Raw genomic sequence first — 24484 nt, 5'->3', positions numbered from 1 at the left:
CGGGAAAGTGGTTTTTTTATTTATCAGACAGGGGGAATGACGTGTGAAATTTTCAGAAGAATGCCGCAGTGCAGCCGCAGAATGGTGGGAAGGGAGCTTTGTCGATCCGTTCGTTCAGGGAATCGGTGATGGAACGCTTCCGATTGACCGTTTTAAATACTACGTGCTTCAGGATTCTTATTATTTAACGCATTTTGCGAAGGTGCAATCGTTTGGCGCCGCTTATGCGAAGGACCTTTATACAACGGGACGGATGGCAAGCCACGCCCAAGGTACATATGAGGCGGAAATGGCGCTTCACCGCGAGTTTGCGGAGCTGTTGGAGATCAGTGAGGAAGAGCGTAAGGCCTTTAAGCCGTCTCCAACGGCGTACTCATATACATCCCATATGTACCGTTCGGTTTTGAGCGGGAATTTTGCTGAGATCTTAGCAGCCCTTCTGCCGTGCTACTGGCTGTATTACGAGGTTGGCGAGAAATTGCTGACATGTGATCCGGGGCATCCGATTTATCAGAAGTGGATCAGCACATACGGCGGTGACTGGTTCAGACAGCAGGTCGAAGAACAAATCAACCGCTTTGATGAGCTGGCGGAAAACAGCACGGAGGAAGTGCGTGCCAAGATGAAAGAGAATTTTGTTATTTCAAGCTTTTATGAGTATCAATTTTGGGGGATGGCCAATCGAAAAGAAGGCTGGTCCGACCGCGGCGTAAAAGAGGTGGAGGAACTTGGAGCTTCACGCCATAACTGATGACTGCAAGCCGGTTGAAGTGTTAGCGGAAGTCATCATAGCCATTCAGAATGAAGTGGATTGCATACACATTCGAGAGCGGTCTAAATCTGCGGCTGACATTTTGAAATTGATTGAGCTTTTATCTGAAAGCGGTGTTGATAAGCGGAAATTGGTCATGAACGGACGAGTGGATATTGCGCTTTTTTCAGCGATTCATCGTGTGCAGCTGCCGAGCAGCAGCTTTTCACCGAAGCAGGTCAGAGCCAGATTTCCGCACCTTCATATCGGGCGGTCGGTGCATTCACTGGAGGAAGCGATTCAAGCAGAAAAGGAAGATGCGGACTGTGTGTTGTTCGGCCATGTGTTTGAAACGGATTGTAAAAAGGGCCTTGAAGGCAGAGGCTTGTCTTTGCTGTCAACTATCAAGCAGCGGGTGTCCATCCCGGTTATTGCGATTGGCGGGATGGCACCGGGCAGATTAAGAGGCGTAAAACAAGCGGGGGCAGACGGGATCGCTGTCATGTCGGGAATTTTTTCATCCGCTGATCCTTTGGGAGCTGCCAGACAATATTCCCGTACGCTAAAGGAGATGCGCTATGAAAAGGCATTATGATGCAATTGTCATTGGAGGCGGGATTATCGGTTCCGCGATTGCTTATCATTTAGCAAAGGAAAACAAAACAATCGCCTTGTTTGAAAGCGGGACAATGGGCGGCAGAACAACAAGCGCTGCTGCCGGAATGCTGGGCGCCCATGCCGAATGCGAGGAACGTGACGCGTTTTTTGATTTCGCCATGCACAGCCAGCGTCTGTACAAAGGTCTTGGGGAAGAGCTTTACACCATATCGGGTATTGATATCATGCAGCATAACGGCGGGATGTTTAAGCTTGCGTTTTCTGAAGAAGACATGCTGCGGCTGAGGAAGATGGATGGCTTGGATTCTGTCAGCTGGCATACAAAAGAAGAAGTTTTAGAAAAAGAGCCTTATACGTCAGGTGACATTTTCGGGGCAGCCTTTATTCAAGATGATGTGCATGTTGAGCCTTATTTTGTTTGCAAGGCATATGTGAAAGCGGCAAAAGCGCTTGGGGCTGAGATTTTTGAGCATACGCCCGTCCTCAATGTGGAACGTGGCGGTGAAGCGCTGTCCATCGAAACGCCGAATGGCTATGTATGGGCGGATCATGTCGCGGTTGCCAGCGGGGTGTGGAGCGGAATGTTTTTTAGGCAGCTTGGGCTGAATCACTCATTTTTCCCTGTAAAAGGGGAGTGCCTGTCTGTTTGGAATGATGAGATACCGCTGACAAAAACACTTTACCATGACCATTGCTATATCGTACCGAGAAAAAGTGGCAGACTGGTTGTCGGCGCGACAATGAAGCCGGGTGATTGGAGTGAAACACCGGATCTTGGCGGGCTGGAATCGGTTATGAAAAAAGCAAAAACGATGCTGCCGGCCATTCAGAATATGAAGGTGGATCGTTTTTGGGCTGGATTGCGTCCGGGAACAAAGGACGGAAAACCGTACATCGGCAGACACCCTGAGGACAGCCGTATTGTATTTGCGGCGGGCCATTTCAGAAATGGGATTCTGCTTGCTCCGGCAACCGGCGCTTTGGTCAGTGATCTCATCATGAATAAGGAGGTCAATCCAGACTGGCTGCACGCATTCCGAATTGATCGCAAGGAGGCGGTTCAGATATGATGCTACAGCTGAACGGTAAAGACGTGAAGTGGGAAAAAGACAAAGGTACAATTCAAGACCTGCTGGCGTTCTATCAGCTTGAAAATAAAATCGTTATCGTTGAAAGAAATAAAGAAATTATCGGCAAAGAACATTATCACGAAGTTGAGCTTTGTGATCGCGATGTCATTGAAATTGTCCATTTTGTAGGAGGCGGATGAGCATGTTAACCATTGGCGGGAAATCATTTCAATCAAGATTGTTGCTGGGGACGGGGAAATACCCATCGTTTGACATCCAAAAGGAAGCGGTGGCCGTTTCCGAGTCTGATATTTTAACATTTGCTGTGCGGAGAATGAACATCTTTGAAGCGTCTCAGCCTAATTTTCTGGAACAGCTTGATTTATCCAAATATACGCTTCTGCCGAATACAGCGGGCGCCAGCACCGCTGAAGAAGCGGTACGGATCGCGAGGCTGGCGAAAGCGTCAGGACTTTGTGACATGATTAAAGTGGAAGTCATCGGGTGCGGACGTTCCTTGCTGCCTGATCCTGTTGAGACATTAAAAGCGTCCGAACAGCTTCTTGAAGAAGGGTTTATCGTGCTCCCGTACACATCAGATGATGTTGTGCTCGCAAGAAAGCTGGAAGAGCTTGGCGTTCATGCCATCATGCCTGGTGCATCTCCGATCGGCTCTGGACAAGGAATCTTAAATCCTTTGAATCTGTCATTTATTATTGAACAAGCAAAAGTGCCGGTCATTGTGGACGCCGGCATCGGATCGCCTAAAGACGCGGCATACGCAATGGAGCTTGGAGCGGACGGCGTACTCCTCAATACGGCTGTATCTGGCGCGAATGATCCTGTGAAAATGGCGCGTGCGATGAAGCTCGCGGTGGAAGCGGGACGCCTTTCTTATGAGGCGGGACGCATTCCGCTTAAGCAATACGGAACGGCAAGCAGTCCGGGAGAAGGTCTTCCTGTATGACGGACAGGTACTCCAGACAGGAGCTGTTTGCTCCGATCGGCCCAGCCGGCCAGAAGAAATTGAAAGAATCGCGCGCCGTGATTATCGGCGCCGGCGCGCTTGGAACAGCGAGTGCTGAAATGCTGGTCAGAGCGGGTGTCGGCTCTGTGAAGATTGCCGACAGAGATTATGTGGAATGGAGCAACCTGCAGCGCCAGCAGCTGTATACAGAAGATGATGTCAAAAAAGAAATGCCGAAAGCGGCCGCTGCTGAGCATCGCCTCCGTTCGATTAACAGCGATGTTGATGTGACGGGCCTTGTCATGGATGTGACAGCTGAAAATATCTTCGAGCTGATTAAGGATGCTTCCATCATAGTGGATGCGGCCGATAATTTTGAAACCCGCCTGATCGTAAATGACGCTGCGGTAAAAGAAGGCATTCCTTTTCTTTACGGTGCCTGTGTAGGGAGCTACGGTCTTACCTTTACCGTAGTGCCGGGATCGACCCCCTGCCTGCATTGCTTGCTTGATACACTTCCGATTGGCGGAGCGACATGTGACACAGCCGGCATCATCAGCCCGGCTGTTATGCAGGTAGCGGTCTTTCAGGTGACAGACGCCCTGAAGCTGCTGACAGGAGAGGAGTGCGAGCCACTGCTGCGCTCTTTTGACTTGTGGAAAAACGAACGGTCAGAGGTGAGAGTGGCAGGCCTCAAACATGACGCATGCCCAAGCTGTGGCACAAAGGAATTTCCGTTTTTGTCATATGAGAACCAAACAAAAGCGGCTGTATTGTGCGGCAGGAACACGGTGCAAATCAGATCATCCTTCACAAAAGAAGCGGATCTTGAAGTGCTGGCCGGCCAGCTGAAGCAAGCAGGGCTTCATGTAGCCGCGAACCCGTATTTAATTTCCTGCCGCTCGGATGATATGAAAATGGTGCTGTTCCGGGACGGCAGAGCATTGATCCATGGAACGAATGATATTGCCCGGGCAAAATCCATTTATCATAAATGGATCGGGTAATTTTAAGGAGTGTAGTGTAATGACGATTTATAAAGCAATGACAATCGCCGGCTCTGATTCAGGCGGCGGCGCAGGGATACAGGCCGATATTAAAACCTTTCAGGAGCTTGATGTTTTCGGCATGTCTGCCATTACGGCGGTAACCGCTCAAAATACGCTTGGCGTGCATGGGGTGTATCCGCTGACTGTGGAGGCGCTGAGCCAGCAAATTGACGCTGTTGCCGAAGATTTGAGACCAGACGCCGTAAAAACGGGAATGCTCTGGAATGCGGAAATGATTGAAGAAGTGGCGAGAAAAATTGACGAGTACGGGTTTAACCGTGTGATTGTTGATCCAGTTATGATTGCAAAGGGCGGTGCATCCTTGCTGCATGATGAATCAGTTGCCACCTTAAAAGAGCTGCTCATTCCGAGAAGCTACACGATTACGCCGAATGTGCCGGAAGCAGAAACGCTGACTGGAATGACAATCCGCTCACTGGATGACCGGAAAAAAGCAGCGGAGCAGCTCGTCGAGATGGGGGCGCAGAACGTGATTATCAAAGGCGGGCACCAGCCTGAGGACAATCACATTACTGACCTTCTTTTCGATGGGAGCATGTTTATGCAAATTAGCCATCCTTATATCGATACGAAACATACGCATGGCACAGGCTGCACCTTTGCTACGGCATTAACAGCTCAAACCGCTAAAGGAGACAGCATCCATCAGGCTTTCGAGGTTGCGGCCAACTTTGTCCGCGAAGCGGTGGAACATACGCTTGGCATCGGATCGGGCCACGGACCGACAAACCATTTCGCCTTTAAACGAAACAGCTTAAAACAAGCCAATGAGATCACCAGCTGATGGTGGTCTCTTTCATGTTTGTCGTTGTATGCGCTTTTCATCTGGACAAGGTTATGATATGATAAGAATTAAGATCAGGTACTAATACTATGTCTTTATAAAATATAGGAGGCTTTATACATATGAATGTTTCACTTGAAGGCCGCAACATTGTCGTGATGGGAGTTGCCAACAAACGCAGTATCGCATGGGGAATTGCGCGCTCTCTGCATGAAGCGGGAGCACGCTTGATTTTCACATACGCAGGAGAACGCCTGGAGAAATCAGTTCAAGAGCTTGCCGGAACATTAGAACGCAATGACTCCATTATTCTTCCTTGCGACGTCACAAACGACGCGGAAATCGAAACTTGCTTCGCAAGCATTAAGGAGCAGGTCGGTGTGGTCCACGGTATCGCGCATTGTATCGCGTTTGCCAACAAAGAAGAGCTTGTCGGCGAATACTTAAACACAAATCGTGACGGTTTCCTTTTGGCTCATAACATCAGCTCATACTCTCTGACAGCTGTTGTCAAAGCGGCTCGTCCGATGATGACTGAAGGCGGAAGCATTGTCACTTTGACTTACCTTGGCGGAGAGCTTGTGATGCCAAACTACAACGTCATGGGTGTAGCGAAAGCTTCTCTTGATGCAAGTGTGAAATATTTAGCTGCCGACTTAGGAAAAGAAAATATCCGCGTCAACAGCATTTCCGCAGGCCCGATCAGAACATTGTCTGCTAAAGGCATCAGCGATTTCAACTCGATCTTAAAAGACATCGAAGAGCGTGCGCCGCTTCGCCGCACGACAACACCTGAAGAAGTAGGCGATACAGCTGCGTTCTTATTCAGCGATATGTCCCGAGGCATTACAGGTGAAAATCTTCACGTTGATTCAGGTTTCCATATCACTGCCCGCTAAGGCAGGATCATGGCAAGCAATCCCAAACAGGGATTGCTTTTTTATTTCTTCTGATTTTCAGCTTTCTGTCATATAGATAGAATATGACACAATCGGAGGGATGAAGATGTCTAATAAGAAACGAAACGCGGATAAAAAACCGCTCATGTATATTGTTCAGCCGGATTACGCAGAAACAACAAGGTCATCCATGCAGGAGATCGTCATCAAAAAAAAGACCGACAAACCCGATCCGCCAAAAGCAGAGGAAAAGCCTGCCTACCATGAGAAACAGCAGGAGGAAGCCGTGCCAACGGATATCAAACAAGCAGAGGAAAAGCCTGCTGCTGAGCCAGTGAGCCAGCAAATACAAGAGGTGAGAGCGCCAGAGAATAAAAAGAACCAGCAGGAACAGAAAGCAGAGCCGCAAGCCGTTGAAAAAACCGTTGAACACGAGCCTCCTAAAGCTGAAAAAAAGGAAGAGCCTGCACTTGAACTTGAGGCCCGGAAGCCTGAAAAAGAACCGGAGGCTGTCCATAATGCTGCCAAAGCGGAGGAAAAAGCACCGCCGGCAAGAAAAGTGAAAAAACCGATGAGCAAGATGACGATCCACGAAAAAATTGATTTTTTAACAAAGCTGCCCCATAACATGCCGAGAGCGCTTTGTTTGATTGAAGCCAACGGAAGAACGTACAGAGGCGTGATTGTCGGTAGAAGAAATGATTCCGTCCTGCTCCGCACGACTGGAAACGGCGCGCCGACTGAACTGGCGATTGATGAAATCACCTCCTTGCACCCGCTCGGTTTTTAATGGAAACGAAAAAAGCTGCCCGGCAGATGTTCCCGGCAGCTTATTTTCATAGAGAAAAGCCTGCAGAGCTGCAAGCTTTTCAGTCTTTCATTAATGGTGCGTGCGATTAATTAGTCGAGGATTTAAGCAATTGATTGCGCAGAAGCAGTCTAAGTCCACCTCAATGCAGTAGTTCGTTTTTTCAAGTCGGAACACTTCACAAACCGTATCTTTATCGGTGAAGTCCAAAATGTGTTTGTGTTCGTCAAATGCGATTAATAATGACAGTGTCGCACAGCTGCCATGAACTTTTTCCACTCTGAAAAATACAGTATTAAAGCAAGGTCCGTTTTCCAGTTCGCCAACATTTCCGAAAGCGACCAGAGGATTTGATTTTGATGTAAACAGCACGAAAGGCACTGTATCGCCCAACGAATGGGTTGGTGATAAAAGCTTTGAATGGCAGCTTGTCGGGCAGTCCTCTTCAACAGCGTTTTGCAGATCTTCAATATTTTCTACAGCTTCACGCACGCAGCTTGATGTTTTCTGGCTCATATTATCCCTCCTGCCTTATAAATTTCTTGAGACTGGCGAAATGATGGAGAGTCAGCTGCCTCACGCCGGAGGCAGCTGAATGATTTGCACCTGTAATAGAGTTTGGAAGGGGATTCCTCTTTACAAGTGTTTATCCATTGTGATGATGCTTTTTGTCTCTGTTAGGGGATGTTCTGTCAACTAGCTCCGGTGACAGGCACTGAATGGCACAGAAGCATCCGAGATCCACTTCGATGCAAAAATCTGTTTTTTCAAGCCCAAAGAAATCCGGGTCGCAAGGATGGCAAACACTTAAGGTATCGCCTTTGACATCGACCGGGCGTAAAATAGACAGTGTTGCACAGCAATCGCATAATTTTTCAACGCGGAAGAAAATGGACTCAAAGCATTGCATATCATCCACAAATCCCCCCACGTTTCCGAAAGTGGAGAACAATCCGCCTTTTTTATCAAACAAGAGAAACGGAATTGTGTCTTTACCTGCAATTGTCGGATTCAAAAGGTTTGTATAGCAGCCAGTAGGACACTGTTCCTCAACTGCCTCCTGCTCTGCTAAAATCTTTTCCACTGCATCGCATACACAGTTCTCATGCCGGCCATGGGTTTTTCCGCAGCTCATTGATTTCAGCTCCTTCTTTATAGGGTATTTGACTTTAGTCCTTAACAACATATGTACCCGTGCCCCACTTGGTGTGGGTGAACGTCTATATATTCATCATATGCTTGGAAAATAAGAAAAAGCAGAGCGTTTTTAGCTCTGCTTTTAGGTTCTAGAGAACAAGAGTAATAACTAGGATCGCTACAAGGGTGTTTGTTGCTGTAGAGATAAGAGTTGCGATATCGGCATCTACTGTTGAGACATTTACGCCGCGGGAGCATTCGATGAGAAGTTTTTGGCGGTTAACTTGTTTGTTAGCTGTAAGTTGCAATAAATCTTGTGCGACTAATTCGGCAATTACTCCATCTGCAATGGATGTCAGAGTAGCTGTTACGACAGCTGCATTAAGTGCTGTTACGACTGAAGTTACGGCTTGAACGTCTGTAGATGTAACATTGATGTCACAAGAATCTCTGATGATAATCGTTTCATCGGAGACTTGTTTGTTGAGATTTGCCTGAGCTAGATCTTGGTCGATAAAGGCGTTGTCGTTGCCAAACCCATTGCCATTACAGCAAACATCGCAATTGCATTTTCTGTCTTCTTTTTTTTCTTTTTCGTCTAACGGGTGGTCACAGTCAGGATCAAGTGCAACCCAAGAATATGGTCTGCTTTCCATATCTATTCCTCCTTTTCTTTTACTGTTATTAAATGAGCGAGCCTCTTACTTTGACTGAGGCATATATCATGATGAAGTGCCCTATTTTTTATGATTAATTTGAATTGTTATTGTTTTGCCGTCTTTGTCTGAGCTGTTCGATGAGTTGCTCTCGGCGGCTTAGCGGTTTTTCGTTCTTTTGCTCATGTGCGGCTGTTTCTTCTTTTTTCTTCTTTTGGTTTTCTATTAACGCTTCGGATTTAGCCTGCAAGTCTTTTACTAGATTTAAGAGCATTTCTTTTTCTTCGTCTGATACTTTTTTCATTTTGTCTTTTGTGACACCATGTTTAAGAAAAATATTGTGGACCAGCATTTTCGTCATCGGATCAACTTCCGGAAGCTTTGCAAGCTCTTCTTTGATTTTATCGTTATCTGACATTTTTTCTCACCTCGGCTTTTAAGTTTGTGAAAAGAAAGGGTTAAAGGACGTCAAGTTCATTGAGAATGCTGTTTAACACCTGAAGCAAGATTTGTACAAAGGTTATTATTTCGTCGGCAGACAAAGTGATTTTGATGTTTCGGCTGTTGATAATTTTAATGATGGTTCTTTTTTTGATTTGGGAGCTATCGAGAATAAGAATTTCGCTTGCGACTGCGTCAGCCAAATCCTCATCGGCGATGACGAGCTGGGTCGCCAGGATAATCATGGTTGTCACAAAGGCTTGTATAGAAAGGGCAGATGTTATATGTGATGTATCTATTGTGATATTTTCGCAATCAATCACTTCGATCTGCTGCTCGAATTCGCTTGATAATTGCTCAAATATTGCAGGATGCAGGGATTCAACTTTTTCTTCAATCGACATAACCTTCACTCCTTTCTTATCCATACTCTATATAATGCAAATGGGGTGCAGAGCGGAATAAGAAAAACAACCAATTTTGCGCCGGACAAGATACAATTCATGAAGAATAGGGTTTTTGCATATATGTGAAGGGATCATGATTGGCAAAGGAGTGAACAAGTGGTTATCAATGGGCTGACAATTGCTCTTCTTTCGCTTGCGGTCTTCCGGCTCGCACGCTTGCTGGTGTTTGACACGATTATGGCGCCGCTTCGCAGCCTGTTTCAAGAAGAGAAGGAAGAAAAGGATGCGGACGGGAACGTGGAAACGTATATTGTCATCAAGGGGACTGGCATCAGGGCCTTTGTTGGTGAATTGCTGAGCTGCTATTGGTGTACAGGCGTGTGGTGCGCCGGATTTTTGATTTTGTTCCAGGCTTTGATTCCGCAAATGGCGCAGTGGCTGATTTTACTGCTGGCGATCGCCGGTCTTGCCGGCATTATAGAAACACTCGTATCAAAATGGCTGCAAGAATGAGGCATTGCCACCAGCAACTTTCTTCAAGAATACGCATAAAGTAGCATATATGACATAAGGAAAGGAAGGGAACGACATGAATCAATTCAATAAACCTTCCCAAAAAACTCCATATACAGATTCATCATATCAATCAAAAAAGATCAAAAAGAAAGGCTGCGGGTGCGGAAAGAAAAAGAAAAAGCCTCAATAGCCTGACAACGAAAACCGGGGGGGCTCCGGTTTTTTGTTTTTTAACGGAGTGGTCTCGTCCAGCATATATCATAAGTGGGGGGATATTAGTGAATGAGTTCGAAAAATGGATTGAAGGCAAATATGAACCTCACGAACAAAAGCAAAAAGAGCATGAAGACATCATGAGCCGCATCAGAAAAGACTTGGATGCATTTGACGAAGCTGGTCTGGCGTTTGAAGAGGAAATTGAAGAGCTGGCAGAAAAAACCGAAGCCTTCCTTAAAAAACGCCAGGACCAGTACGGACAATTATAAATCCGCAATCGCCCTATGCGTATATCCAAACCGATTGAAGCGGCTCACATAGTGTATAGAGAGTAAAGGAGGTGCTTAACTATGGGCTTTGGATACGGATTTGGCGGCGGCTACGGCGGCAGCTGCGGTGGCGGCTGTTATGGCGGTTATGCTGGCGGTTACGGCGGCGGCTATGGTTCAACATTTGTTCTTCTAGTCGTATTGTTCATTCTCCTTATCATCGTAGGTGCATCTTATTTCTGCTAAAACGTTAGAGGAAGTGCGGAAAATCCGCGCTTCCTTGAGTCTGTAAACTGATTCGAGGAAAAAATGGAATGAGAAAGGCACATCACTTATTGGTGTTCATATAATATCGTATTACTCCGCCTAAAGGAGGCGCATTATGGATAATCAATTTTTTAAAAATATTGAAAAGAAAACAGGCGTCAATATGAAGGATGTCATGAATCTTGCCGGCTCTCTTCAAAACGCCAATTTTAAAGATGAAAACACAGTGCGCAGCGTAATTAGCCGTGTCGCACAGCTGGCAAACAGACGCGTGCCAAAGGAATTAGAAGATAAAATTGTTCAATCGATTACAAGCGGCAAAGAAAAGCTTGATTTTGGCACAATTTCTAAAATGCTGGATAACAAATAAGCGGATGGCCTGGCTGACTTTTTCAGCGGGCTTTTTTTACAGAAAAGACCCGGCAGATCACTGCCGGGCTGTTAGTTATGCAAGGGCTGTCTTACTTGCTGTAAAAGGGGATACAAAAATCTTGAGCGGTGGGCCGTTTTGCCGCGTCTGTTGGCGGGACAAGACAAATATAAATGCTGTTCGGCCCGGGTCATGGCTACATATAATAGTCGTCTTTCTTCCTCAAGAGCCGCTTCATCGCCTTTTCTCGCTGTTTCTAATGAGAAATCGTGCGGTATCGAGCCGTCAACCGCGCCTAACACATAAACCGTTTTGAATTCAAGGCCTTTTGAGCGATGAATGGTCATCAGCTGAACGCCGTTATCATCCGTTTTGTTTTTCTCGGCGGCCCTCATATGGTCTACGTGGGCGAGAAAGTCAGGAATGGTTTTGAATTTTTTGGCGACGACTTTAATGTCACGCAGGTCATCGGAGCCTTTTTCTAGCTTGTTGCCTTCGTTCCCCCGTTTTTTTAAATACTCGGAGAAGCCCATTTTTCCTTCGGCGAAGGTGATTGCCTCAACCGGCTTCATCGTGCGGAGGCTTGCAAAAAATGGCACGATTTTCTTGATTTTATTGAGCTGGAACGGCTTCAGATCAGGGAGCTTGGCCAGCGCTTTAATCATGGAGCAGTCCTCGGTAATCGAGAGCGCCTTCAGTGTGTTCAAAGCGGATTGCTTTAAGAACAAGGCAGGCAGCAAGTGCTTAACCGCCTCAGTGTCATCCTCATTTTGGCTGGCGTACAAGTATGCAAGAATCTGGCGGACAATGCGTCTGCTGTAAAACGATTGGACACCGCGGTCAGCTGTATAAGGAATTGACGAATGATGAAGCCTTTCATATATGGCGCGGCCTCCGCTGTTTGTGCGGTAGAGAACCGCAAAGTCTTCAGGGGTTGCCCCGTTTTGAATTTTTTCTTTGATATCGGATACGACCATTGTGGCCTCTTCTTCTTCGTCATAAGGATAAAACAGCATAGGGACCTGGACGTCATCGCGTGCGGCTTCAAGCATTTTGGCATATCTGTTTTTGTTCTTTTTCACAACGATATCAGCACTGGAAACGATTGGGTGTGTTGACCGGTAGTTTGCGGTTAAATAAATCGTTTTCGCTCCGGGATAATCCTTCTGAAAATCAAGAATAAAAGATGGATTGCTTCCGCGAAACGCGTAGATAGACTGATCGTCGTCCCCGACGCAGCACAGGTTTTGCTCAGGGCTGGCGAGCATCTGCATGATTTTATATTGAACCGGGTTAATGTCCTGAAACTCATCAATCAATATATAAGTAAACCGAGATTGATATTGTTCCAGAAGATCCGGCTGATTGATAAACAATTCGTAGCAGGCAGAAGCCATGTCATCAAAGTCAAATTGGTTGTTTTCTTTTTTCTGGCGTTCATAATGTTCATATAATCGATAGACTTGTTTTTCCCACTCATCTTGTAAAGGGATGCGTTCATTCGGCACATAAGTGTTTTTCCAAAAGCCGATCTGCTGCAGCGCCTGATCAACGGGGAACTCTTTTTCATCTATGCCTTCTTCATAGAGTGCTTTTTTGATATATTGTTCCCGCTGCCACTCCATTTTCAGCAAATGCTCGCCGTTCCATTTGGCAGAATCATAGTGATACAAGATTTTATAAAAGAAGCTGTGGAATGTTCCGGTGACAAGTCTTCTGACTTTTGCCGGCTGTAATCCATACTGCTTCGCCATGCGCTCTTTCATTTCGGCGACGGCTTTTGTCGTAAAGGTGACAAGCAGCATATTTTCCGGCGCTATGCCTAAATGTTCAATCATGTGGGCGGCACGAGCCGTCAGCACGCGTGTTTTTCCGCTTCCCGCACCTGCAAGCACAAGCAGAGGGCCTTCTGTTTCCGTGACAGCTTTCAGCTGATCCGTGTTCAAGCCGACAGACGGAAAAAGGCTCGTATCAGGTTCTATTGTTTTTTGGACGAATGGTGTTCCGGGTTTAATGCTTCTCGGCCGCTGCCATTCCGCGACAGCTGGAGACGAGTCAGCCGCAATCGCTTTTCCCTTGGGCAAACGAAAGACACCGGATTCCTGATACTCTTCTTTTTTCTCCTCTTGAGCGGGTTTCGTTCCGCAGGCCTCTTCACATGCCGGAAAGTGGCCTGGCTGGCGGTGGATAAACTCCGGAGGATCAGCGATGTTGAGTCTTAACAAAACGGGTTTTCCGCAATGAGAACAAACTAAATGTCCTTTTATTCCTTCTTCAAAGAGGAATTGATAGTGTTCTCTCGAATATGTATATAAATGTATCGTTCGATCATTCAGTCGGGCGCATTTCAAAAAGGGGTCCTCCCAATCAAAAAAAGGTGTTCAATACAGACAAAGACTATCATAACAAAAGAAACGTGTTTCAAAAAGTATGTTTAAGGGAAAAGAGATAGCAGAAGGGTGGGTATCGTATGATATATGCAGGTCACATTCAAAACCAGCAATACGCTCAATATGCAAATCGAACGATCGGTCATAAGCAGGATTACGCCGGAACCGAAAAAATCAACTATGTTCCATTTCAGCGGGTATACAAGGAACTGGAGAAACAGCAGGAGAATCAAACGGCCGCTGAAAGAAAAGTGAACGAGATGAAACGTAAGCGCTCTCTTTATAAGATGTTGCGAGAAAAAGGGATGGGCACATATATTAATCGATATGTATAAAAAACCGTTCGCATCCGGGACTGACCCCATAAGATGAGACAAATAAAAACACCTTCAAGTTTGAAAACGGATGATTGTTATCCGAAATTAGACTTGGAGGTGTATTTTCTATGGGGACAAGAGTGAGTTATCCGCTTGAAGTGAAACAGAAGGCTGTAGAAATGAGATTGGCAGGCGTACCTATGAAAGAGATCATGCAGGAGTTGAATATCAAAAATAATACGCAGATTAAGACATGGGTCAGATGGTATAAGGCTGGTGATACACATCGATTTGAACAGCCTGTTGGTAAGCAATACACTTATGGAAAAGGTCCGGAGTATTCTTCCGAATTAGAGAAACTGCAGGCAGAGAATCGTTACCTGAGACAACAGAATGAAGTTTTAAAAAAGTACAACGAATTGGAAAGGAAGTTGATAGCAAAACGTCAGTCGAACTTGTAGAAATATTGCACAGCACAATGACCGTGCAGGATATCTGTATTCATTTAGGTATCTCTCGGGCGTCTTATTATCGTTGGAAGAAGAATCTGATGAAGGATCATCCCAAACGCCATTTGGAAAAACAAATCGGCACGTTGTGCCGAGAGCACAAGTATCGATATGGATATCGAAAAATCACAGCCATATTAAAAAAGGGAATGTGTATTAACCATAAAACGGTTCAGCGTATTATGCAGAAAAATCAGTGGCAGTGCCGGGTTAAGGTGAAAAAGCGCAAGAAGAATGGGCAGCCATATGCCGTGGTCGATAATATATTAGATCGGAACTTTCAGTCTGATCATCCTCTTGAAAAACTAGTAACGGACATCACGTATTTGCCTTATGGACAGAAGCAATTGTACCTTTCCAGTATATTGGATGTATACAATGGAGAAGTGATTGCTTTTACGATTGGAGATAAGCAGGACACAGACTTTGTCTTACACACACTTGATCAACTGCCAACACTGCCTGAGAACTGCGTGTTACATAGTGACCAAGGATCTGTGTATACATCTTACGAGTATCAGAAAGCTGTTAAAACAAAAGGCATTACCATGAGCATGTCCCGTAAAGGGACGCCCGCTGATAATGCCTCCATCGAATCGTTTCATTCCTCACTAAAGTCTGAAACGTTCTATCTTAACAGCATTGATCGAACCACGACCGCCATCGTAGAACGCACTGTCATAGAATACATTCATTATTATAACAATTTCCGTATTCAAACGAAACTAAACAACCAATCACCGATAAATTATCGGCAATTGGCTGTTTAAAAGGTGTTTTGATCCCTGTCTTAAAAACGGGGGTCAGTCCCATCCAGAGAACGGTTTTTTATGTGCTTGAAAAAATCCGGATCTCAATAGACCCGGATGCTGTTTAGTCTTTCATCATTTGTACGTGGGGAATGCCGGCATCGAGGAATTCTTTTTCAGAAATCACACGATACCCGTGTTTTTTGTAAAACGGAACAGCATGCGTTTGCGCGTTTAACATGAAGCCCGAAGCACCGCCGTCCGCGGCCGCTTTTTCGAGCGCTTTCATAATGATGCCGCCGACACCGGAGGAGCGGTGGCTTTTCAATACGCAAATCCGCTCTAACTTGCCGTAGCCGTCCTTCATACGCCATCTTCCGGCACCGACAGGCTTTTCGCCGTCATATACGACGATATGCTCAGACTCATTTTCAAGTTCGTCAATTTCTTCTTCAGCAGGCACGTTTTGTTCTTTGACAAAGACTTCTTCTCTTACATAAAATGCGTCTTTCATTTGTTGTTCATTTTTTGCGATAACTGCTTCCAAATATTATTCTCCTTTGCCTAGCAAAAAGGTTTCATATACGGTCCATGATCCGTTTTCAAGCTGGTAAAGTAAGTGAAAACGATCAATGATTTCTTCATGCGACACTTCCTGCATTTTTAATTGTCCCAGAACATCCGAATGCTCATCGTCGGAAAGATTTTGGCCGACCGTCACATGCGGGACAAAAGCGTATTCCTGTTCACCAGCCAGCACACCGGTGTATAGTTTTTCATTGAGTGTTTTTAATTCTTCCGTCGGTTCTGCTTTGATGTAAATGACATTATTGACAGGCGCAAATGAGCTGTATTTTGTCAATTTGAGAACGACCGGATGGGACTCCCTTGCGATGGCTCTCAGATGTGATACTAGCTGATCGGCTTTCTCCTCCGCCAATTCAAACGATGATCTCAGCGTCATATGGGGCGGGATCAAGGAATAGCTCGGATCATAGCGCTTTCTGTAAGAGTTCGCAAGGTCTTGGAGTTTTTTGATGGAAATAAAACGATTCCGTATTTCATATTATGTCCCTCCTGGAAATAAAGTATGATTGAGTATTAAAGCATTTTTTTCAGCGCCGGCGTGATAAGCGGCTGCCAGTATGTCCATTTGTGGTCTCCTTCAAATGGCTCATACTCATAATCTGAAAGCTTCTTCTCCAGCAGCTGTTTCAGCTCACGGTTCGGTTCTGTAAAGTCCAGAATGTTCCCGTCAGTCGTGTGGACGTCAGTTTCTTTCGTGCCGATTTGGTGATAAATAGAGAGGTGTTCAATATTGTCCGATTGCTTCACGGCCTCCAATACATGCTTGTCAACATAGGGAGACTGCATAATGATGTTTCCGAACATATTCGGATAATCGAGTGCTGTCATGAGCGATATGGTTGCTCCGAGCGAATCGCCGATTAGCGTGCGTCCGTAGCCGACATGATAAGTAGGATACTCATCATCCGCAAACGGTACGAGCTCATGGGCGATGAACCGTTTATACGCCGAAAATTTGGAGCCCTCCGGATGATAGGTTTTTCTGCGTTCATCAACATCCTTATAAGGAACACCGATAATAATACTCCGGTCAATTTCACGTTTGGACAGCAATTCCTCGACCTGCCTGCCAATTCTCCCCAGCCTGAAATAATCGTGGCCGTCCTGCGCGATAATAACATGGTATTTATAAAGAGGGGAGTAGTTGGACGGCAGATAAACGAGCAATGTCATTTCCTCGTTAAGCTCTTTCGAAAAGAATTTCTTTTCTTGCACTGTGCCGTTTTTCGGTGCCATAATACATTCCTCCAGGACAACTAGACTTTCTTGCGTTTTCCATTATTGTACCATGAATTATTAGAAATTTCTCTCTTTAAACCGTTCGGAACTCGAAGAAAAAAGTATTGAAATAAACTGCGAATTAAGTTAATATAAAACAATCAGAAAATTGAAATCGATATTTCTTATCGTGAGAGGTGGAGGGACTGGCCCTTAGAAACCTCAGCAACCGGCCTGTTTTGCATATGTGCAAAGCGCCAAGGTGCTAAATCCAGCAAGCGTTTTATGCTTGGAAGATAAGAGGAAGCGTTTAAACCCCTTCTTCTTATGAAGAAGGGGTTTTTTATTTTGAAAAGGGAAGGTGCAGCTATATGTCACAGCATGTTGAAACGAAATTAGCCCAAATCGGGAACCGAAGCGACGAAGTAACGGGGACAGTGAGTCCTCCTATTTATTTATCAACAGCATACCGCCACAGAGGGATCGGTGAATCAACCGGATTTGATTATGTCCGCACAAAAAATCCGACACGCCAGCTTGTGGAGGACGCGATCGCCAGCTTAGAGAACGGAGCGAGAGGGCTTGCCTTCAGTTCGGGAATGGCGGCCATCCAAACAATTATGGCGCTATTTAAAAGCGGAGACGAACTGATCGTTTCATCCGACCTATATGGCGGCACGTACCGCTTGTTTGAAAATGAATGGAAAAAATACGGCTTGACCTTTCATTATGATGATTTCAGCGACGAAGACTGTTTACGCTCCAAGATAACGCCGAATACAAAAGCGGTGTTTGTGGAAACGCCGACAAATCCGCTCATGCAGGAGGCGGACATTGAAAAGATCGCCCAGATCACAAAAGAGCACGGTATTCTGCTGATCGTTGATAATACATTTTACACACCGGTCTTGCAGCAGCCGCTTGAGCTGGGAGCCGACATTGTGATACACAGTGCAACCAAGTATTTAGGCGGGCATAACGACCTGCTTGCAGGGCTTGTCGTTGTGAAAGATGAACAGCTTGGAGAAGAAATGTTTCAACACCAAAATGCCATCGGTGCTGTCCTGCCTCCATTTGATTCATGGCTTCTCATGAGAGGAATGAAGACGCTGAGCCTCAGAATGCGCCAGCATCAGGCAAACGCGCAGGAGCTTGCGGCGTTTTTAGAAGAGCAGGAAGAAATTGCGGATGTGCTGCATCCCGGAAAAGGCGGCATGCTGTCCTTCCGTCTGCAAAAAGAAGAGTGGGTGAACCCGTTTTTAAAAGCGCTGAAGACCATTTGTTTTGCGGAAAGCCTCGGCGGGGTGGAGAGCTTTATTACATATCCAGCCACACAGACGCACATGGATATTCCTGAAGACATCCGCATCGCAAACGGGGTTTGCAATCGTCTGCTGCGCTTTTCGGTCGGAATTGAACATGCGGAGGATTTAAAAGAAGACCTAAAACAGGCGTTATGTCAGGTCAAAGAGGGAGCTGTTTCATTTGAGTAATCACAATTGGACGCTGGAAACCCAGCTCGTGCACAATCCATTTAAAACAGACGGTTCAACAGGGGCCGTCAGTGTGCCGATCCAGCATGCATCAACATTTCATCAATCTTCATTTGAAGAGTTTGGCGCATATGACTACAGCCGCTCAGGCACGCCGACAAGAACAGCGCTCGAAGAAACCATTGCCGCACTGGAAGGCGGAACGAGAGGATTGGCTTTTAGCTCAGGCATGGCTGCGATCTCGACAGCATTTTTACTTCTGTCACAGGGCGATCACGTTCTTGTGACAGAAGATGTATACGGCGGAACCTTCCGCATGGTGACAGAGGTGCTGACCCGGTTTGGCATTGAGCATACGTTTGTCGACATGACGGACATGAATGAAGTGGCGCGGAATATCAAACCAAACACGAAGGTCATTTATATGGAAACACCGTCAAATCCGACACTTGGGATTACTGATATAAAAGCGGTGGTTCAGCTCGCAAAAGAAAACGGCTGTTTGACCTTTCTGGACAATACCTTCATGACACCGGCACTGCAGCGGCCGCTTGATCTCGGCGTGGATATTGTGCTTCACAGCGCAACAAAGTTCTTGAGCGGACACAGCGATGTGCTCTCAGGCCTGGCTGCTGTCAAGGATGAAGAGCTTGGAAAGCAGCTGTATAAGCTGCAAAACGCATTCGGCGCCGTCCTTGGCGTGCAAGATTGCTGGCTTGTGCTGCGCGGATTAAAAACATTGCAGGTCCGCTTAGAAAAAGCAAGCCAAACAGCGCAGCGGCTTGCGGAATTTTTCCAGGAGCATCCGGCGGTGAAACGCGTGTATTATCCGGGTCTGGCTGATCATCCGGGCGCTGACATTCATCAAGGCCAGTCGGCGGGAGCGGGCGCCGTGCTATCATTTGAGCTTGAAAGCAAAGATGCCGTTAAGAAATTAGTAGAGAATGTATCACTTCCGGTCTTTGCTGTAAGCCTTGGCGCCGTGGAATCGATTTTGTCCTATCCGGCAACGATGTCTCACGCGGCAATGCCGAAGGAAGAGCGTGAAAAACGCGGCATCACAGACGGACTGCTCCGTCTCAGTGTCGGTGTCGAAAACGCAGATGATTTGAAACGTGATTTCGAACAAGCGCTGAAAGAAATTGCGCCAGTGGCGGTTCGTTAAAAAAGAAGCCGGGGATGGCCCGGCTTCTTTTACTGTTCATCATCTGGATTCAGAATCGCGAGTACTTGGTGATCCTCCCAAACGCCGTTGATTTTCACATTTTTACGGGCAATGCCCTCTTTATGAAACCCCGCTTTTTCCAATACACGCATCGATCCGAGATTGCGGGGCATCACACCGGCTTCAATACGGTGCAGTTTCAATTCGTGAAACGCAAAATCAACAATCAATTTGACGGCCTCTGTCATCAGGCCCTTTCCATTATGGGCTTTGTCTAAAAAATACCCGATGAACGCCGTTTGCAGCGCCCCGCGGATGATTTGAAAGAGCGAAACCGTGCCGATTAATGTATTGTCTGACGCAGTGAAAATGCCAAAATGATACTCTTCATCCTTCTCCAGTCTTTGCTGATACTCAGTTATTCGTTTTCTTTGCCCTTCAACCGTATAATAATCGTCTGCGCGTATCATGGAAAACTGTTCAAAAAAATCCCGGTTTTCGCTTTGCAGCCGCAGATGTTCTTCCGCATCCTTTACCTCTAAAGGTCTTACATAGATGTTTTTTCCTTTTAGCATACAGTAATCTCCCCAATCTTCTTACATTATTCTAAGGAAACTGCAATTATCCTTTTTATAAAAAAGAAGAAAACCAATTTCCCAAAAAGGTGCCGACATAGTTCCCGATTAAGTAACCGAGCGTACCGACAAGCATGATGGGGGCAACAAGCTCACGCCATCCCTTGGCAATTGCCATCGCAGCCGCTGTCGTAGGCCCCCCGACAGCAGCATTGACAGCGAGCAGAATTTCCTCAAACCGCACGCGGAATAATTTTCCGACGGCTAAGGAAACAGTTAAATTGCTGATCGCAACAACTAAGACAAATAATAGAATAAGAGGCGCATTGGTGACGATTAAGCGCAAATCTGCAGGAATGCCGATCACCACAAAAAATAAATAAATCAAAAAGGTTCCAAGCTCCTGAGATCCATTGAGCCTTTCAAAAAAACGCGGGAAAAGAAAAATGATAAGAACCGTTAAAGACGTAAGCATTAGATACTGATCGCCAAGCGTTCCGGTCAACAGGGGATGAGAAAAAAGGCTTTTAAAATAGCCGGAAATCTTCACACTAGCCGCAACAAGCGCAAAAGCAGCACCGGTATTAAAAGCGATATCCTTTAAAGAAATGTCCTTCCGTTTCCAATAGCTTTCTGCACTGTTTCCGCTCTTTCCATCGGCTTTCACTTTTTCTTCAAACGGCATAGCATAATGCCGCTGAAACCATTTCACTGCAGGAATGCTGATTAAGATCAAAAACAAAAGTGCCATCATAATATTATCAGCCACAACGGCAGCCGACACATATTCCCCCGGCGTCTCAAATTTCGCCGCCATCGCCGCAAAATTGATCCCGCCGCCGATATAAGAAGCGCTGATCATTCCGCCGATTTTATCGAGGTAAGGAATATGCTGATTGAACAGAAAAAAAGCAAGGACGCTCCCAAGCACAGTTCCGACGGAGCTAATCAGAAAAATAAACAGTAAACGCCTGCTTTCCTTGAAAATCTGCCGCACATTGATCTGAAACAGCAAAAGGGGAATCGCCAGCGGCACCACATAAGACCAAACAGTATCATATACAGGCGATTCAACAGGAAGAACTCCTATATTTGTAAACACCATAGCACCTAAAAGCGCAATGATAGCGCCAGACACAGCGGACGCCCACTTAAAGCGCTGCTCCAGCCCGATGCTCACTGCTGCCCACACCGCAATAAATCCCCACAAAACCCAAACATCATCAGAAGAAATCAAAGAATGCAATCCTCTATCACCCCTATTATTAGAAAATTAAGACATATTATAATAGCCGATGAACAGAACAGCAAGTCCGAAAAAAAGTTTTTCTAAAAAAGCTGTTGACGAATAGGGGAGGAGGTTATATAATAGAACTTGTCAGAAAGACAATAATATACCCAGAAACACTTACATATCGTGATTCCGTAGCTCAGCTGGGAGAGCGCTACCTTGACAGGGTAGAGGTCGCTGGTTCGAGCCCAGTCGGAATCATAGCTTAAACCCTTGCGTAGCAAGGGTTTTTTACTTTTTATAGGGGTTGTCGGTTTTATTAATGCAGTATATGATTTAAATGAAAACACAGGAATAAATATTGAATTGAGAAGATAAAATAAAAACCCCATTTGTAAAGTCCAAAATGGGGTTGTTTCTTAATATCATATTAAGTTGCTGCTCTATCTGCGACCTTATAAGTGGACTGCTCAGAAAGAGCGTATGAAGCGCTAGATACTCCAACAACGCCAAGCAAGAGCGCTAAACAAATTGCAATTTTACATTTTTTCATTTAAATGCTTCCCCCTTTGAATTTGTTTGCGTGCTTCAATTGCCATTTGATAAAAATCGACCGCATCATGTCTATCTTCTTTGTTGGTCAAAAAATCAGCAACAGCGTATTCTTCCATATCACCATAAAGGTTTTTATCTTTGAAGAACTTGAACACTTCTCTAAGTGTTTGTAAGTCGAATGATAAATAAAGACCTTTAACCAGTTTTAATTTCTCTGTTACTTCCTGATTGTTGTGTCTGGAAGCAACCTTCTGACCTTCCTGGTACAATTCTAAAGCAGCCTTTAAATCATTCTTCTTTGCTTTGACATATGCTAGATTAAAAATCGCTTTAGACTCATATATGTGTTTGCGATCCCTATGAATTCCATAGGCGATTTGAAAATGTTTGTCAGCATTGTCAAGTTCTTCAAGGTTATTATAACATAAACCGACATTAAAATGAGCGGAACCAATTAAATGTTGCTCTCCTATTTTTAAAGCATCATCTAAAGCCTTTTGAGCTGTTTTTAAAGCATCCTCATAACACATTTTATCTAGCCAGTTTCCAAAAATAACAAACTGACATTGGATCATTTCTTTGCCATATGTTAGGTTATCCTGAGCATCTTTTTGCCCTTTAAATATAGAGTATGCACGCTGAGCATAATTCATGGAGAAATGAGTCTCTTTCATATAGTAATAGACCTCTGAAACTTTGAAATAGAACTCTGCCTTATCTGTATTTGCGTTTTCGTCTAATAAATCAAGATATTTTTCAGCTTCTCGATAATATGTTAAAGCAATAACTAAATCTCTTGTTCTGAAATGATACATACCGGTGAAAAAGTGATAATAGAACTCAATTGTATTCGTAAGAGATTCAGGAGCCATACTTTCCCGTGTCTTTTTGAGATCAGAATAAACACAATCTATATTTTTAACAGAGTCAGGCTCGAGATACGACAGCATTATTTCGTGGCGTAGCTTTAATAGCTGAAGATAGACTGCTACCTTTTCATTTTTCTCCATCATATCAAATTCTTTTTCAACTTTTTGTTTCATTTCTTTTGCTTTCTCAACTCGTCCCTGCTTTATTACAACATACCAATGATTAATATCTGTAGTTACGTAATGATATGGGATTAAATCCGAAACAGACAATTGGATACCTCCTTTTATTTACATTTATTTAATATTATACCACCAAAGACACCCTCTTATAGAATTATTTTTTGAAAAATCTTTCTATTCGGACTAAAAAAGGTCAGAATAAGCATAAATAAGGATCAAATCGTCTGATACGGACCCGATAGCTTGCTTTAGAATTTATAGAAAGTTTGTTTAAAAAGGCTTCCCAATGTCGTTTAATGATTTATAAATGACTATTTTCAAGAAAATATTATAATGAAAAGCCATAAAATGGTGTGAAGAGGAGGGGGATTTCGATGCATTACATAACCGCATGCTTAAAAAGCATCAGTGATAAAGACCTTAATGAGATAATGAAGGAATTTAAAAAACTTGAGGAAGAAACGAAGAAAGAAGCAGTGTGTATTACATTTCATGCTTATCCGCTAGAATCATAAGAACGAAAAATAATGCTTTGGGAGATTTGGGAAAACGAAGAAGCTGTTAAAGCCCATTTCACGAAAAAACACCCAAAAGATGTTCAAAAACAAGAATTAACTGAAGTCGAATGGTTAATGAAATGCAATGTGAATGATTAAAAAGGCACCTTCAAAAGAGACAGTCATAGACTTTGAAACAACCACTGTACTTTATAGGAAAATTGTTGGCGGATCGGATTGTTGCCCAACTCTGCCAACGATTATTATTTTATTCACAAAGATAAGATTTTTATAGAGAGCGAGTTGGTCTCAAGAAAGAGATAAGAGAAAAATCTCTTATCTCTCATATTTTTTAATACCATCCTTGATATTTACCTGTCCATGTACCATCACTATTCTGCCAGGCATCTTTTAAATAGTATTTAACACCAGTAAATACTGTTACATTTAGAAGTTCTCCACGTGTATTGGCTGTGAGATAGATAGTTTTCAGCTCAGCCTGGGGAGTTACTTTTTCCTGGCTCGCACCATCTACAGTAGGGCTTGCAGCAAAAGCGGGAGCTGCAGAAACGAGTAAACCAAGGGACAATGCAGTACCAGTTAAAACTTTTTTCAATTTCATTTTAAACACTCCTTTAGTTTTTTTTGTTACATCAAAAGAATTCGATTTTTCGAAAAAACATCCTTGTAAATAATTGTTAATTATTTGTTAACGATTAAGAGGGGGCGGCTCTGAGGATATTGTTTCTGATGTGAATTGGATATATGGACTTTAAAATCACAATTGAGTTAAAATTTCAGGAAATATCAAAAGTAACCTTAATTTCTTATGTATTTTTATATTCATAAACTTATTTCCTGGATAGCGATCTAGATACTCACCAGAAATTTCATCTAAA

At 44.6% G+C, this 24484-nt stretch carries 29 protein-coding genes, 1 tRNA gene, 2 pseudogenes and 1 riboswitch; of the genes and pseudogenes, 19 read left to right on the top strand and 13 right to left on the bottom strand.

Features of this window, described 5'->3' with window-relative positions:
- Positions 1 to 43: 43 nt before the first annotated feature.
- From tenA to cotO, 9 genes are all read left to right on the top strand, one after another.
- Positions 44 to 751 carry a thiaminase II gene (tenA, locus tag BV11031_RS12290; protein WP_010329397.1) on the top strand — a complete coding sequence of 236 codons (708 nt, stop codon included), beginning with the start codon at positions 44 to 46 and terminating at the stop codon, positions 749 to 751.
- Positions 729 to 1346, top strand: coding sequence for a thiazole tautomerase TenI (gene tenI / locus BV11031_RS12285; protein ID WP_026014484.1), 618 nt, complete (start codon positions 729 to 731; stop codon positions 1344 to 1346). The genes tenA and tenI overlap by 23 nt, the downstream gene beginning before the upstream one ends.
- On the top strand, positions 1330 to 2439 hold the full coding sequence (gene thiO / locus BV11031_RS12280; protein ID WP_010329399.1) for a glycine oxidase ThiO: 1110 nt from the start codon (positions 1330 to 1332) through the stop codon (positions 2437 to 2439). The genes tenI and thiO overlap by 17 nt, the downstream gene beginning before the upstream one ends.
- Positions 2439 to 2639 (top strand): sulfur carrier protein ThiS, encoded by a 201-nt coding sequence (thiS, locus tag BV11031_RS12275; RefSeq protein ID WP_082246338.1) that lies wholly within the window; start codon positions 2439 to 2441, stop codon positions 2637 to 2639. The genes thiO and thiS overlap by 1 nt, the downstream gene beginning before the upstream one ends.
- Positions 2636 to 3406, top strand: coding sequence for a thiazole synthase (gene thiG, locus BV11031_RS12270; RefSeq protein WP_082246328.1), 771 nt, complete (start codon positions 2636 to 2638; stop codon positions 3404 to 3406). The genes thiS and thiG overlap by 4 nt, the downstream gene beginning before the upstream one ends.
- Positions 3403 to 4413, top strand: coding sequence for a thiazole biosynthesis adenylyltransferase ThiF (gene thiF, locus BV11031_RS12265; RefSeq protein WP_010329402.1), 1011 nt, complete (start codon positions 3403 to 3405; stop codon positions 4411 to 4413). Before thiG ends, thiF begins: the two co-directional genes overlap by 4 nt.
- Before the next feature lie 19 nt (positions 4414 to 4432).
- Positions 4433 to 5260, top strand: a complete 828-nt coding sequence (thiD, locus tag BV11031_RS12260) for a bifunctional hydroxymethylpyrimidine kinase/phosphomethylpyrimidine kinase (RefSeq protein WP_010329403.1) — start codon at positions 4433 to 4435, stop codon at positions 5258 to 5260.
- A 122-nt stretch (positions 5261 to 5382) separates the two neighbouring features.
- Positions 5383 to 6159, top strand: a complete 777-nt coding sequence (fabI, locus tag BV11031_RS12255; protein WP_010329404.1) for an enoyl-ACP reductase FabI — start codon at positions 5383 to 5385, stop codon at positions 6157 to 6159.
- Between the two features lie 100 nt (positions 6160 to 6259).
- Entirely contained in the window at positions 6260 to 6949 is a 690-nt protein-coding gene (gene cotO / locus BV11031_RS12250) for a spore coat protein CotO (RefSeq protein ID WP_129550766.1), read from the top strand.
- Between the two features lie 90 nt (positions 6950 to 7039).
- Here cotO and cotZ read toward each other — a convergent pair whose 3' ends face one another.
- From cotZ to cotV, 5 genes are all read right to left on the bottom strand, one after another.
- A complete protein-coding gene (gene cotZ, locus BV11031_RS12245; RefSeq protein WP_010329405.1) occupies positions 7040 to 7483 on the bottom strand; it encodes a spore coat protein CotZ in 444 nt (147 codons plus the stop codon).
- Between the two features lie 130 nt (positions 7484 to 7613).
- Positions 7614 to 8102 carry a spore coat protein CotY gene (cotY, locus tag BV11031_RS12240; RefSeq protein WP_010329406.1) on the bottom strand — a complete coding sequence of 163 codons (489 nt, stop codon included), beginning with the start codon at positions 8100 to 8102 and terminating at the stop codon, positions 7614 to 7616.
- Between the two features lie 151 nt (positions 8103 to 8253).
- Positions 8254 to 8760, bottom strand: coding sequence for a spore coat protein CotX (gene cotX / locus BV11031_RS12235; RefSeq protein WP_010329407.1), 507 nt, complete (start codon positions 8758 to 8760; stop codon positions 8254 to 8256).
- 94 nt (positions 8761 to 8854) lie between these two features.
- Positions 8855 to 9178, bottom strand: a complete 324-nt coding sequence (cotW, locus tag BV11031_RS12230; RefSeq protein ID WP_010329408.1) for a spore coat protein CotW — start codon at positions 9176 to 9178, stop codon at positions 8855 to 8857.
- A 40-nt stretch (positions 9179 to 9218) separates the two neighbouring features.
- Positions 9219 to 9605, bottom strand: a complete 387-nt coding sequence (gene cotV / locus BV11031_RS12225) for a spore coat protein CotV (protein WP_010329409.1) — start codon at positions 9603 to 9605, stop codon at positions 9219 to 9221.
- A 159-nt stretch (positions 9606 to 9764) separates the two neighbouring features.
- Between cotV and BV11031_RS12220 the strand changes: the two genes are divergently transcribed.
- The 4 genes from BV11031_RS12220 (at position 9765) to spoVIF (ending at position 11246) form a co-directional block, all read left to right on the top strand.
- Positions 9765 to 10121 carry a DUF1360 domain-containing protein gene (locus tag BV11031_RS12220; protein ID WP_010329410.1) on the top strand — a complete coding sequence of 119 codons (357 nt, stop codon included), beginning with the start codon at positions 9765 to 9767 and terminating at the stop codon, positions 10119 to 10121.
- Positions 10122 to 10402: 281 nt separating this feature from the next.
- Positions 10403 to 10609 (top strand): hypothetical protein, encoded by a 207-nt coding sequence (locus tag BV11031_RS12215; protein WP_010329412.1) that lies wholly within the window; start codon positions 10403 to 10405, stop codon positions 10607 to 10609.
- Between the two features lie 81 nt (positions 10610 to 10690).
- Positions 10691 to 10855: a YjcZ family sporulation protein gene (locus tag BV11031_RS12210; RefSeq protein WP_010329413.1), complete on the top strand. Its 165-nt coding sequence runs from the start codon at positions 10691 to 10693 to the stop codon at positions 10853 to 10855.
- 136 nt (positions 10856 to 10991) lie between these two features.
- Complete coding sequence (gene spoVIF / locus BV11031_RS12205) at positions 10992 to 11246, top strand: sporulation-specific transcription regulator SpoVIF (RefSeq protein WP_010329414.1); 255 nt, start codon at positions 10992 to 10994, stop codon at positions 11244 to 11246.
- A gap of 71 nt (positions 11247 to 11317) precedes the next feature.
- Here spoVIF and BV11031_RS12200 read toward each other — a convergent pair whose 3' ends face one another.
- The gene (locus tag BV11031_RS12200) at positions 11318 to 13597 is read right to left on the bottom strand and encodes an ATP-dependent helicase (RefSeq protein WP_129550765.1); all 2280 of its coding nucleotides are present in this window, start codon (positions 13595 to 13597) and stop codon (positions 11318 to 11320) included.
- Between the two features lie 119 nt (positions 13598 to 13716).
- Between BV11031_RS12200 and BV11031_RS12195 the strand changes: the two genes are divergently transcribed.
- Entirely contained in the window at positions 13717 to 13971 is a 255-nt protein-coding gene (locus BV11031_RS12195) for a hypothetical protein (RefSeq protein ID WP_010329415.1), read from the top strand.
- 110 nt (positions 13972 to 14081) lie between these two features.
- Positions 14082 to 15232 (top strand): IS3 family transposase gene (locus tag BV11031_RS12190; RefSeq protein ID WP_128568213.1). Its coding sequence is split into 2 segments (ribosomal slippage): positions 14082 to 14355 and positions 14355 to 15232, totalling 1152 coding nucleotides; the frame shifts between segments, so codons are not numbered across the junction.
- A 103-nt stretch (positions 15233 to 15335) separates the two neighbouring features.
- Here BV11031_RS12190 and BV11031_RS12185 read toward each other — a convergent pair.
- The 3 genes and pseudogenes from BV11031_RS12185 to BV11031_RS12175 all read right to left on the bottom strand — a co-directional run bounded on the left by BV11031_RS12185 (position 15336) and on the right by BV11031_RS12175 (position 17035).
- Entirely contained in the window at positions 15336 to 15758 is a 423-nt protein-coding gene (locus BV11031_RS12185; protein ID WP_010329417.1) for a GNAT family N-acetyltransferase, read from the bottom strand.
- Positions 15759 to 15761: 3 nt separating this feature from the next.
- A pseudogene (locus BV11031_RS12180) lies at positions 15762 to 16276 on the bottom strand (YjcG family protein).
- 36 nt (positions 16277 to 16312) lie between these two features.
- Entirely contained in the window at positions 16313 to 17035 is a 723-nt protein-coding gene (locus BV11031_RS12175; RefSeq protein WP_010329420.1) for an esterase family protein, read from the bottom strand.
- A gap of 164 nt (positions 17036 to 17199) precedes the next feature.
- A riboswitch (SAM riboswitch) is annotated at positions 17200 to 17320 on the top strand.
- A gap of 68 nt (positions 17321 to 17388) precedes the next feature.
- Here BV11031_RS12175 and metI point away from each other — a divergent pair.
- Together metI and metC are read left to right on the top strand one after the other, a co-directional pair.
- Complete coding sequence (gene metI, locus BV11031_RS12170) at positions 17389 to 18510, top strand: cystathionine gamma-synthase/O-acetylhomoserine thiolyase (RefSeq protein WP_010329421.1); 1122 nt, start codon at positions 17389 to 17391, stop codon at positions 18508 to 18510.
- Positions 18503 to 19675 carry a cystathionine beta-lyase gene (gene metC / locus BV11031_RS12165; protein WP_010329422.1) on the top strand — a complete coding sequence of 391 codons (1173 nt, stop codon included), beginning with the start codon at positions 18503 to 18505 and terminating at the stop codon, positions 19673 to 19675. Before metI ends, metC begins: the two co-directional genes overlap by 8 nt.
- Before the next feature lie 29 nt (positions 19676 to 19704).
- Here metC and BV11031_RS12160 read toward each other — a convergent pair whose 3' ends face one another.
- Together BV11031_RS12160 and BV11031_RS12155 are read right to left on the bottom strand one after the other, a co-directional pair.
- Entirely contained in the window at positions 19705 to 20250 is a 546-nt protein-coding gene (locus BV11031_RS12160) for a GNAT family N-acetyltransferase (protein ID WP_010329423.1), read from the bottom strand.
- Between the two features lie 55 nt (positions 20251 to 20305).
- Positions 20306 to 21496, bottom strand: a complete 1191-nt coding sequence (locus BV11031_RS12155; RefSeq protein ID WP_010329424.1) for a DUF819 family protein — start codon at positions 21494 to 21496, stop codon at positions 20306 to 20308.
- Between the two features lie 173 nt (positions 21497 to 21669).
- Here BV11031_RS12155 and BV11031_RS12150 point away from each other — a divergent pair.
- Positions 21670 to 21742, top strand: a tRNA-Val gene (locus BV11031_RS12150).
- 278 nt (positions 21743 to 22020) lie between these two features.
- On the opposite strand, the gene BV11031_RS12145 is transcribed toward BV11031_RS12150, so the two are convergent.
- The gene (locus tag BV11031_RS12145) at positions 22021 to 23178 is read right to left on the bottom strand and encodes a response regulator aspartate phosphatase (RefSeq protein WP_010329426.1); all 1158 of its coding nucleotides are present in this window, start codon (positions 23176 to 23178) and stop codon (positions 22021 to 22023) included.
- Between the two features lie 284 nt (positions 23179 to 23462).
- Between BV11031_RS12145 and BV11031_RS12140 the strand changes: the two are divergent.
- Positions 23463 to 23744: pseudogene (locus tag BV11031_RS12140) on the top strand (antibiotic biosynthesis monooxygenase).
- Between the two features lie 193 nt (positions 23745 to 23937).
- Here BV11031_RS12140 and BV11031_RS12135 read toward each other — a convergent pair.
- On the bottom strand, positions 23938 to 24207 hold the full coding sequence (locus tag BV11031_RS12135; RefSeq protein WP_010329429.1) for a hypothetical protein: 270 nt from the start codon (positions 24205 to 24207) through the stop codon (positions 23938 to 23940).
- Between the last annotated feature and the right edge of the window lie 277 nt (positions 24208 to 24484).

Origin of the sequence: Bacillus vallismortis, assembly GCF_004116955.1 — a bacterium.
GTDB classification, from domain to species: domain Bacteria; phylum Bacillota; class Bacilli; order Bacillales; family Bacillaceae; genus Bacillus; species Bacillus vallismortis.
This window is presented reverse-complemented; position numbering and strand designations above follow the sequence as displayed.